Here is a 10,509-nt window from a genome sequence, read left to right on the forward strand (position 1 = left end):
GCCGACGTATGGCTGATCGTGGCCCTGGCCATGGCCCCGCCGCTGCTGTTGGCGATGGCCGGCGCCCGGGTCTGGTCGGATCGGCCGGTGGCGGCGTTGTTGCTCGCGGCGGTCGCCGGTTCGTTGCTGGCCGTCTTCGCGGTGCTGATGAAAGGCGTCGTCGATATCCTCGAACACAACCCCGACCAGTTGTGGACCAGACCCGGGCGCCGGCCATCGCCAACAGCAGCGGCGGGGCCATGGCCAGGGCCACGATCAGCCATACGTCGGCCGCCGCGCGCTCCTGACCGCCCGCCGGCTGGCCGACCGCGATGACAACCACCAGCGCCGCGGTGAGCACCACCGCCCACAGCCATTCCGGGCGGGTGACCGGGTGGCGGCTCATCCGCGCATAGATCGGCAGCGCGAACAGCAGCGACGTCACCTGAAGCGACATCACCAACAGCACTGAGCCCTTGTCCAGGGCTGCGGCCAGCAAAACGTAGCTGGCGATGTCGCCGAGACCGCCCAGCAACCAACGCCTGTCGCGCAACAGCATGCCGAACAGCGCGAGGTGGCCGACGGGTTTGTCGGTGACCTCCTGCGCGGACCGCTGGCGGACCACGTTGCCGATCGCCGACGCCAGCGCGGCAAGGAGGGCAAGGATCGCCGCCATATCAGTGTTCGACACGGGTTACCTCCTCGCCTGGGCGTCGCTGCACGGATTTGCTCACCAATCTAGTCGGGCTGCGGCAAACCGCCCGTCGAGCATTCTCATAGCGGGAAAGCGGTGCCGGTGAGCTGCTCGGAAAGGTCCCACAGCGCCGCGGCGGTGCCCGCCCGCTTGGCCGGCCAGTTACGCCAGGTCGGCTGGGTGCGGCCATACAGACCGAAGCGCGGGCCGACGAAGGTGTCGCCGGGCAGATCCTGCGAGACCGCGTACAGCGTCTGCCTGGCCCCGAAATCGGCGTCGGTAGACACGATGCGGTCGACGGCCAACACCGCCGCGTCGCCCAGCTTGCGTCCGGAGTTGCCCTGCAGGTTCGTGTGCGACCAGCCGGGGTGGGCGGCCAGCGCGCGCAGTGGAGAGCCGACGGATTCCAGGCGCCGCTGCAGCTCCTTGGTGAACAGCAGGTTGGCCAGCTTCGACTGGCTGTAGGCCAGCCACGCCGAATACGGGCGGGAGCGCCAGTTCAGGTCCTTGAGGCTGACGTAGCCGAAGTGGTGCATCAGCGAGGACACCGTCACCACCCGGTCGGTCAGCTTGGGCAGCAACAGGTTGGTCAGCGCGAAATGGCCGAGGTGGTTGGTGCCGATCTGGCCCTCGAAGCCGTCGGCGGTCACCGCGTGTTTGGTGGCCATGATGCCGGCGTTGTTGACCAGCACGTCCACCGCCGTCATCTCGTCGGCGAAGCGCCGCACCGAGCCCAGGTCCTGCAGGTCGAGGTGGCGGACGTCGACGTCACCGCGCATCCGATCCGCGGCGGCCTTGCCCTTCTCGGTGTCGCGAACGGCCAGCACGACGCGGGCGCCGGCCCGGGCCAATTCGCGGGCGGTCACTTCCCCCAGTCCGGCGTTGGCGCCGGTGATCACGACGGTGCGTCCGGCGAAGGAGGGCAGGTCTGCTGCGGTCCAACCAGGCATGCAGCCCACCCTAACTACGTGATGCCTCCCACCCGAACGCCGCAGGTATCGTGCGTGGGATGGCCGGTGGAACTCCGACGCCGCGGATGTATTTAGGGGTCATCGTCAATCCGCTCGCGCGCAGGAATCGCGGCGCGCGCGGTGACCGCGTCGCCGAGCTGCGCCGCATCGTCGGTCCGTGGGGCGAGGTCCACGAAACCGCCTCGACCGAGGAGCTGGGCAAGACCCTGGACGGGCTCCACCCGCGGGTCACGCACCTCGTGGGCGACGGCGGCGACGGCGCGCTGCACTGGTTGATCAACGAAATCGAGCGCTGCGAAGCCGATCCGGAACGCTGGCCGACGTTCGTGCCGTCCAACGGCGGCAGCGTCAACGCCGTCGCGCGCAAGGCGCGGGTGCGCGGGCGGCCCGACGCCATCGTCCGCGCCCTGGTGGCAGCCGCCGAGGCGAACCGGCCCCCGCCCGAAATGCGTTTGGACACGCTGCAACTCGACGGCGAGACCGCGGACGGCGCGGCGTTTCATCGCCTGTGTTTCGGACTCGCCGCCGGCGGGGTCGGCAACCGGTTCTACGACATGTATTACGGAAAGCCCGACCACGGCCGTACAGAGGTCGCCCGGGTGATCGGCCGTTCGTTCCGCGATTACCTAGCGTCCAAGGTCGGCCGTTCGCGGGCGTCCAGTTACTCGTCGGTGCTGTTCACCCCAACGCGTGCCCGGGTCGTCATCGACGGCGAGGAGGTCCCGTCGCGGACGCACCGCGTGCTGCACGCGGGAGCGATCGACCTGCGGATCGGGGGACCGTTCCGGCTCTTCCCGAAGGCCGAGAATCCCGGCGCGCTGCATTTCCAGGCCGGCGAGATACGGCCCTCGCGGATCGTGGTCCAGCTGCCCGCGGCACTCACCAATGGCACGCTGCGGGGTCCCGGGGTTCGCGACGTGAACGGCCGCGAAATGACCATCGAGGCCGAGGGGGAGCCGCTCTCGCCGATCATCGACGGCGAACGCTTCGTCGGGATCACCCGGTTGGTGGCCCGGGCCGGCCCCCGCATCCGGGTTGCCCAGCCGAGCTGACTCCGTAGCTCAGTAGGTCAGCAGCGGCGAGACGGCTCCCGTGGCGCATCTCACTCGCCGCCGGGAATGCGAAGCTCGATATTGGGGTTGCTATGGCCTTTGCGGTGCGAATACGAAATGCACCCCGGATTCGGCCGAAGTCATCCCAGGAGAAATCATGATGCTGAGAAATACGTACCTCAGTATCCGCACGGATGCGACAAGGCCCGGGCGATAAATGCGCTGTTCAACCCATAAACGTGAATACTGAAGTCCGTAGATGCGGATCCCATGATCGTCGACGGTTGCCGGTAGTTAAGTCCATCCTGTGAGATTAATGTGCGGTCTCCGGAAATGCCTTGCACGCTTTGCTCAACATCCATCAACGGCGTTACATTGGGCGTTATCAATTGATCCGAAAAGTTCTTATCGCTCATAGTTGACCCGGAAGGGGGTGGCTCCTGCGATGGAGACGCTCATTGACCATCTGCACATGCGCGAAGCCCAAACACCCGACAAGACCCTCTTCCGCTTCGTCGACGACGAAGGCCGCGAGCTGGAGCACTACACCTATCGGAGCTTCTCCGAGCGGACGCGCGAGCTGGCCGCGTACCTGTCGACCGAAGCCGGGCTGCGGCCGGGCGATCGAGCGTTGCTCGTCTACCCGCCCGGCCTGGAGATGGTCGCGGCGTTCTACGCCTGCGCGCGGATCGGGGTGATCGCCGTGCCGGTCAGCCCGCCGCTGCCGATGTCGTTCGAGTCGGGTCTGGCCAAGCTCAGCTTCATCGCCCGCGACTGCCAGGCCAAGGCGGTGCTGTCGACCAAACAGTTCGAGTACGACTACCGCGTGCTGCTCAACCACCTTGACGGCGGCTCGCCGTGGGCGGAGACCCAGCGGCCCCCGGAGCTGCCCTGGTTCGGCACCGACGGCACGCAGGAGTTCGGCGGCGCCCACGTCCCCGACACCCCGGGGCCGGTGCTCTTCCTGCAGTACACCTCGGGCTCCACCAGCGACCCGAAGGGTGTGATCGTCAGCCACGCCAACGTCATCGCCAACGCCTCGGCCTTCACGCAGAGCGAGGTGCTGGTCACCTGGCTTCCCCAACACCACGACATGGGCCTGATCTCCGCCTACTTGTTCATCCCGCTGATCGGCGGCACCACGCACGCGATGTCGCCGCTGGACTTCCTCAAGCGGCCGTCGTCGTGGCTTCGGCTCATCAGCGACGTGCGCGCCACCCACACGCCGGTGCCCAACTTCGCCCTCGAGCTGTGCCTGCGCGAGGACAAGCTGCCCAGTTCCGAGCTCGCCGGGATCGACCTGAACAGCCTGGAGAGCATCGTCGTCGGCGCGGAACCGTTGCGCGCCAGCACGTTTGCGCGCTTCCGGCAGCGGTTCGCCCCCTGCGGCCTGGAACCCAACGCCCTTACCGGCGCGTACGGCATGGCCGAGAACACCCTGATCGTCTCGCTTCGCGGCCGCCAGACGCTGGCGCTGAACAAGCGTGCGCTGGAGAGGAACCTCGCGCGGGTCGAGAAGGCCCAGCCGGAGAACAGCAACCAGGCCCCGGTGGTCAGCTGCGGCAAGCCGATCGACGGCAACGTGGTCCGCATCGTCGACCCCGAGACCGGCGAGGCCCTCGGGGAGGGCCGGGTCGGCGAGGTCTGGCTGGATGGCCCGTCCAAGGGCGGCGGCTACTGGAACCGCCCCGACGTCACCGCGGAGGCGTTCGCGGCCCGCATCGCCGGCGACACCGAGCGCACCTACCTGCGAACCGGCGACCTCGGCTTCCTCTACGAGGGCGAGCTGTTCGTCTGCGGCCGCAGCAAGGACCTGATCATCGTACGCGGCGTCAACTGCTACCCCTCCGACATCGAGGGCATCGTGGAGCGGTCTGCCCCGCAGGTGCGCGGCGGCTGCGTGGCCGCGTTCGCGGTGGAGCGCGACGACCAGGAGGTGCTGGCCGTGGTGGCCGAGGTCCGTGACGCGGGAGCGCTGCCGGACGGCAAGGCGCTGGCGCGGGCCATCCGCCGGCATGGCCACATCGACCCGCACACCATCGTGTTCGTGCCGCCGCACAGCATCCCCAAGACCACCTCGGGCAAGATCCGGCGGTCCTCGACGCGTCAGCTTTGGCTGGACGGCGAGCTGCCCGTCCTGGCGAGCTACACGCACCAGGCCCACGAATGGGCGCAGACCGACCCGGGCCCGCTGGACCGGTTCCGCAACCTGATCGAGAGCTACGACCTCACCGGCGAAGAGGACTGCTCCTTCGCGGACCTCGGCATCGACTCGCTGGCGCTCGCCGAGCTGCGCGCCGACCTGCAGGCCCTGCTGGAAGAGCATGGCGCGGGGGAGCTGGTCGAGGAGGTCAACACGCGCCTGCTCCAGCGGCTCACGGTGGCCGAATTCTTCCGCCTGATGCGGCAATTCGGCGAGGGGTCCGGGCAGCCGCTCGATGCGCTGCGTCAGGCGCTGGACCAGATTTCGACCGAGTACGAGGCCTACGAGTTCGCGCGGATGCGGGCCGACGCCCAGCTGCCCCTGCCGGCGTTGCCGCCGGCGCGGTCGGGGGCGCCCGGCGACATCCTGCTGACGGGCGCGACCGGCTTCCTGGGGCCGTTCCTGGTCGCCAGCCTGCTCGGCCGGACGTCCCTCACGGTCCACGCGCTGATCCGCGCCACGGATCCCGCGCACGGGCTGGACCGGATCGTCGCGTCCCTGCGCCGGGCCCGGCTGTGGACGCCGGCCCTCGAAGCCGAGGTCCGGGCGCGGGTGCGCGTGGTCTGCGGCGACCTCGCCGAGCCGCAGCTCGGCATCGGCGAGGAGGGGTTCCGGCGCCTGGCCGAGAGCGTCGACGCCATCCTGCACAACGGCGCCCTGGTCAACTACGTTCGGACCTACGACGCCCTGCGCCCGGCCAATGTGATCGGGACGCACGAGCTGCTGCGGCTGGCGATGACGGCGCACCGCAAGACCTTCCACCTGGTCTCGAGCACCTTCATCTACGGGTGGAGCGTCAAGCCGGTGGTCGGGGAGTCCGACGCCAACCTGGAGATGAACGCCCTGGACTTCGGCTACTCGCAGACCAAGTGGGTGGCCGAGCAGCTGGCCTTCGCCGCCCAGCGGCAGGGGCTCGACGTGCGCATCTTCCGGCCCTCGCTGATCTCGCCGACCAGCGCGGGCTTCGGCAGCGGCGACGACATCCTGGTGCGCACCGTGGCGTTCATGATCGAACACGGCATCGCCGCCAACGCGCTCAACCAGCTCAGCCTGCTGCCGGCGGATCTGATCGCCGACCACATCGTCGCGCTGATGGACCTGCCGGCAGACGAGGGCACCGTGTTCAACATGACCGCGGACGACTACTACAACCTGATGGACATCACCCGCGTCCTCTCCGAGCGCTACGGCTATCGCTTCGACTACCACGACATCCCCGAATTCGCCGCCGAGATGAACCGCCGCTGCACGACGCGGGACCCGATCTACCCGCTGGTCGACTTCCTCACCCGGTCGGCCGACAAGATCGCGGCGATGCGGGACAAGCGCTACGGCAACTCCCAATACCGGAGTGCGCGTGCGCTGGCCTCGGTCGGCCTGCGTGAGCCGTCGCTCACCGACACGGTCGAGAATCTCGTCCGGTTCTTGCGCAGTGAGCGCCTGATCACCGAGGCTGAGGCCGAGGCGCAACGCAGCGCCTAGTTTCCCAAGGGGGTTCTTCCATGTTCACCGTCGACGACCAGGCGACGGGCCCGCATGACGCCTCGCTCGACCACGAGCGGATCGTCCTGCAGGCGCGCGACGTCGAGTTCGACTGGGCGACGCTGCCGTTCTACTACGTGCCCAACGAGCCCTTCACCACCCATTTCTGCAACGTGCTGCACCTGCTGCTGCCCGCAGGCGAGGAGTTCATCGTCGACGCGTTCAAGAACGCGTTGCCGCTGATCAAGGACGACCAGCTGCGGCTGGACGTGCAGGGCTTCATCAGCCAGGAGGCCATGCACTCCCAGGCCCATTCCGGGGTGCTGGATCACTTCGCGGCCAAGGGCGTCGACGTCACGCCGTTCACCGACCAGATGGCCTGGCTCTTCTCCCAGCTCATCGGGGACCGGCCCGGGTGGGGTTGGCGGCGACGGCAGAGCTGGCTGCTCGAGCGGGTGTCGATGGTGGCCGCGCTCGAGCACTACACCGCCATCCTGGGCGAGTGGATCCTGGACACCCCGCAGCACGACGCCTTCGGCACCGACCCGGTGATGCTCGACCTGCTGCGCTGGCACGGGGCCGAAGAGGTCGAACACAAGGCGGTCGCGTTCGACACCATGAAGCACCTGCGCGGCGGCTACTGGCGCCAGGTGCGCACCCAGCTGCTGATCACGCCGGCGCTGCTGTGGCTGTTCGTCCGCGGCGTGCGGTTCATGTACTCGGTCGACCCGTACCTGCCGCCGGGCACCAAACCCCGCTGGCGCGACTACTTCAGCGCGGCGCGCCGCGGCCTGGTGCCCGGGCCGTTCCAGTTCCTGCGGGTCATCGGCGCCTATTACACGCCGAGTTTCCACCCGTCCAAGCTCGGCGGGGTGGGCCGCGCGGTCGACTACCTGGCCCGCTCGCCCGCGGCCCGCGCGGCGCACTGAGCGTCGGGGGCACACGAATGACTCAGTCCAACACTGTGATCGCGTCCGACGGCGTGTCGCTGGCCGTCCACGCCCACTCGCCGATCGACCCGGGGCGCCCGACGATTCTGGCGATCCACGGCTACCCCGACAACCACCACGTGTGGGACGGCGTCGCCGACGCCCTGGGTGGGCGCTACAACTTCGTGGCCTTCGACGTCCGGGGCGCCGGCGATTCGTCCACGCCGGCGAGGCGCGCGGCATACCGCCTGCCGCAACTGATTTCGGACATCGGCGCGGTGATAGACAGCCTCGGGGTGGACGAGGTCCACCTGATCGCCCACGACTGGGGTTCCATCCAGGCCTGGGCCGCGGTCACCGACGAGTCGGTGATGGGCAAGGTCGCCTCGTTCACGTCGATCTCCGGTCCGCACCTGAACTATGCGGGCAAGTTCCTGCGGTCCGCCCGCTCACCCCGCGGCGTGTTCGACGTCCTCAAGCAGGCGCTCGCCTCCACCTACATCTGGTTCTTTCTGTGCCCGGGCGTGCCGGAGTTGGCGATCTGGTCCCGGGCGACCGTTGCGGTCTTCGCGGCGGTCGAACTGATCGGCCGGCCTCGCCGGGCCGGGCGGCGGCGCGCGGCGACCACCCGGTCGACCCGCGACTACGTCAACGGGCTGAACCTGTACCGCGCCAACATGCCCGGGCCGTTCCTGGCGCCCGGGAAGGAGCTGCCGCAGACCAAGGTCCCCGTGCAGGTGTTGGTGGCGCGCTGGGACTACTTCGTCTCGCCGCCCCTGCAGCGGTTCACCGGCTCGATACCGCCCAACGGCAGGGTCGTCGACATCGAGGGCGGGCACTGGGTGGTGTCCTCCCATCCCGAGGTCATCGCCCGGCTCACGAGCGAATGGGTCGATCAGAACACCATTGGTCAGACGTAGGACTTGTTGTGGCACAGACGATTTGGGGCAGCAGACCCGCCGACTTGTACGGTCGTCGCAAGCGCGACCGCCTCTACACGGCGTTGTGGGGAGTGGGCACCCTCTTCGGGGGCTTGGCGTCGGCGTCGCGCTGGGACCCCTCGCGGGTGGTGCCGGTGCGGCGGACCACCACCGCGGTGGTCACCGAGCGCGAACTCCTCACGCCCGACGTCGTCGCGCTGACGCTGGGTGACGCGCAGGGTGGATTGCTGCCGTCGTGGACTCCCGGCGCGCACATCGACATTCGGCTGGCGTCGGGCCGCCGACGCCAGTACTCACTGTGCGGTCCGCCCGGGCGGCGCACCGACTACCGGATCGCGGTACGCCGGATCGCCGACGGTGGCGGGGGCTCGATCGAAATGCACGACACCTTCGACGTGGGCGACACCATCGAATTCGAGGGGCCCCGCAACGCGTTCTATCTGGTCACCGACGAGCGCGAGGTGCTGTTCGTGATCGGCGGCATCGGCGTGACTCCGATCCTGCCCATGATCTCACTCGCCCAGCAGCGCGGAATCGATTGGCGTGCCGTGTATGCCGGCCGCAGCCGGGAGTACATGCCGCTGCTCGACGAGGTATTGGCGGTGGCGCCCGACCGGGTCAGCGTGTGGGCCGACGACGAGCGTGGCCGCATTCCCGACGCCTCCGAACTGCTCGCCGATGCCGGGCCGTCGACGGCCGTTTACGTGTGCGGCCCGACCGCGATGCTGGAGTCGGTGCGCACGATGCGCGACCAACACGCCGACGCGCCACTGCATTACGAGCGGTTCGGGCCGCCGCCCGTCGTCGACGGCGTCCCCTTCGAGCTGGAGCTTGCCCGTTCACGGCGCGTGCTGAGCGTGCCTGCGAACCGGTCGGCGCTGGACGTCATGCTGGACGGCGACCCGACGACCGCGTACTCCTGCCAGCAAGGCTTCTGCGGCACCTGCAAGGTGAAAGTGCTTGCCGGGGAGGTCGATCGCCGCGGCCGCGCCGCGGAGGGCGACGGCGAAATGCTGGTCTGCGTCTCGCGGGCCAACGGCGGTCGCCTGGTGATCGACGCCTAGGGGTGGTGCGCCGGGTAGGCGTGCACCAGGGCGCTGTCGAGCCGCGGCACGGCGTGGGTCAGCTGGTGCTCGGCGTCGTGGGCGATGCGGTGCGCGTCCTGAAGGCTGATGCCGGGGTCGATGTCGAGTTCGGCATCGGCGTGCAGGCGGTGCCCGATCCAGCGCATCCGGATGCTGCGCACGCTGCGGACGCCGGGGCGGGCGGCCAGCGTCGCTTCCGCCGTGTCGACGAGCGCGGGGTCCACCGCGTCCATGAGCCGGCGGAAGATGTCGCGCACGGCACCGCGCAGCACCGCCAGGATCGCCACCGTGATGATCAGGCCGACGATCGGATCGGCCAGCGGGTAGCCGAGCGCGACGCCGGCCGCCCCGAAAAGCACTGCGAGCGAGGTGAATCCGTCGGTGCGAGCGTGCAGGCCGTCGGCGACGAGGGCGGCCGAGCCGATCCGGCGGCCGGTGCGGATCCGGTAGACGGCGACGATCTCGTTGCCCGCGAAGCCGATGAGCCCGGCGGCGGCGACCCAACCCACGTGGCCGATGGCGACGGGGTGAATCAGCCGCAGGACGGCCTCGTAGCCGGCGACGATCGCCGACAGCGTGGACACCGCCCTGGAATCCAGCGCGATCGGCATCCGGGCGGTCAAGATCAGCCTCGTCGGACTGGGCGCTACCGCGGCCGTGCAGGTGGTGATCGCCGTCCTGTCGGGATCGATCGCGCTGCTCGCCGACACCATCCACAACTTCTCGGACGCGCTCACCGCCGTCCCGCTCTGGATCGCGTTCTCGTTGTGCCGCCGCGCGCCGACCCGCCGCTACACCTACGGCTACGGCCGCGCCGAGGACATCGCCGGCTTGTTCGTCATCGGCATGATCACGCTGTCGGCGATCGTCGCCGGCTACGAGGCCGTCCTGCGGCTGATTCACCCCGTCGCCATCGGCCACGTGGGTTGGGTCGCCGCCGCCGGGCTCATCGGCTTCGCGGGCAACGAGATCGTCGCCGTCTACCGGATCCGCACCGGCCGCCGGATCGGCTCGGCCGCCCTCGTCGCCGACGGCCTGCACGCTCGCACCGACGGATTCACCTCGCTCGCAGTGCTTTTCGGGGCGGCCGGCGTCGCGCTCGGCTACCCGCTGGCCGATCCGATCGTCGGCCTGATCATCACGGTGGCGATCCTGGCGGTGCTGCGCGGTGCC

At 69.3% G+C, this 10,509-nt stretch carries 7 protein-coding genes and 3 pseudogenes; 7 read left to right on the plus strand and 3 right to left on the minus strand.

Annotated features, from left to right (window positions below; all coding sequences use genetic code 11):
* Window positions 1-54: 54 nt before the first annotated feature.
* Window positions 55-144, plus strand: a pseudogene (locus tag A5704_RS29235) (hypothetical protein); the annotation flags it as partial.
* 49 nt (window positions 145-193) lie between these two features.
* Here A5704_RS29235 and A5704_RS13335 read toward each other — a convergent pair.
* Window positions 194-670: pseudogene (locus A5704_RS13335) on the minus strand (DMT family transporter); the annotation flags it as partial.
* An 83-nt stretch (window positions 671-753) separates the two neighbouring features.
* Window positions 754-1,623, minus strand: coding sequence for an oxidoreductase (locus A5704_RS13340; RefSeq protein WP_067889378.1), 870 nt, complete (start codon window positions 1,621-1,623; stop codon window positions 754-756).
* Between the two features lie 86 nt (window positions 1,624-1,709).
* On the opposite strand from A5704_RS13340, the gene A5704_RS13345 reads away from it, so the two are divergent.
* From A5704_RS13345 to A5704_RS13365, 5 genes are all read left to right on the plus strand, one after another.
* Window positions 1,710-2,696, plus strand: a complete 987-nt coding sequence (locus A5704_RS13345) for a diacylglycerol kinase family protein (RefSeq protein WP_067749288.1) — start codon at window positions 1,710-1,712, stop codon at window positions 2,694-2,696.
* Window positions 2,697-3,141: 445 nt separating this feature from the next.
* The gene (locus A5704_RS13350; protein ID WP_067889381.1) at window positions 3,142-6,381 is read left to right on the plus strand and encodes a thioester reductase domain-containing protein; all 3,240 of its coding nucleotides are present in this window, start codon (window positions 3,142-3,144) and stop codon (window positions 6,379-6,381) included.
* 20 nt (window positions 6,382-6,401) lie between these two features.
* Window positions 6,402-7,310, plus strand: coding sequence for a metal-dependent hydrolase (locus A5704_RS13355; protein ID WP_067749294.1), 909 nt, complete (start codon window positions 6,402-6,404; stop codon window positions 7,308-7,310).
* A gap of 17 nt (window positions 7,311-7,327) precedes the next feature.
* Window positions 7,328-8,230 (plus strand): alpha/beta fold hydrolase, encoded by a 903-nt coding sequence (locus A5704_RS13360; protein ID WP_197508485.1) that lies wholly within the window; start codon window positions 7,328-7,330, stop codon window positions 8,228-8,230.
* Window positions 8,197-9,315 carry a PDR/VanB family oxidoreductase gene (locus A5704_RS13365; RefSeq protein WP_067749297.1) on the plus strand — a complete coding sequence of 373 codons (1,119 nt, stop codon included), beginning with the start codon at window positions 8,197-8,199 and terminating at the stop codon, window positions 9,313-9,315. Before A5704_RS13360 ends, A5704_RS13365 begins: the two co-directional genes overlap by 34 nt.
* Here the strand turns inward: A5704_RS13365 and A5704_RS13370 are convergent.
* Window positions 9,312-9,923 (minus strand): annotated as a pseudogene (locus A5704_RS13370) (cation diffusion facilitator family transporter); the annotation flags it as partial. The gene A5704_RS13365 and the pseudogene A5704_RS13370 overlap by 4 nt on opposite strands.
* Between A5704_RS13370 and A5704_RS13375 the strand changes: the two are divergent.
* Window positions 9,901-10,509: cation diffusion facilitator family transporter (locus A5704_RS13375; protein ID WP_156737671.1), on the plus strand; the 609-nt coding region annotated here is incomplete at its 3' end. The pseudogene A5704_RS13370 and the gene A5704_RS13375 sit on opposite strands and share 23 nt — an antisense overlap.

It is taken from the genome of Mycobacterium sp. E735, assembly GCF_001666955.1.
Lineage (GTDB): Bacteria > Actinomycetota > Actinomycetes > Mycobacteriales > Mycobacteriaceae > Mycobacterium.

Bases quoted from the DNA above. Each gene is read 5' to 3' on its own strand.
- A5704_RS13355 (WP_067749294.1), top strand. From the start codon at position 6,402: ATGTTCACCGTCGACGACCAGGCGACGGGCCCGCATGACGCCTCGCTC.
- A5704_RS13340 (WP_067889378.1), bottom strand. From the start codon at position 1,623: ATGCCTGGTTGGACCGCAGCAGACCTGCCCTCCTTCGCCGGACGCACC.
- A5704_RS13345 (WP_067749288.1), top strand. From the start codon at position 1,710: ATGTATTTAGGGGTCATCGTCAATCCGCTCGCGCGCAGGAATCGCGGC.
- A5704_RS13365 (WP_067749297.1), top strand. From the start codon at position 8,197: ATGGGTCGATCAGAACACCATTGGTCAGACGTAGGACTTGTTGTGGCA.
- A5704_RS13360 (WP_197508485.1), top strand. From the start codon at position 7,328: ATGACTCAGTCCAACACTGTGATCGCGTCCGACGGCGTGTCGCTGGCC.
- A5704_RS13350 (WP_067889381.1), top strand. From the start codon at position 3,142: ATGGAGACGCTCATTGACCATCTGCACATGCGCGAAGCCCAAACACCC.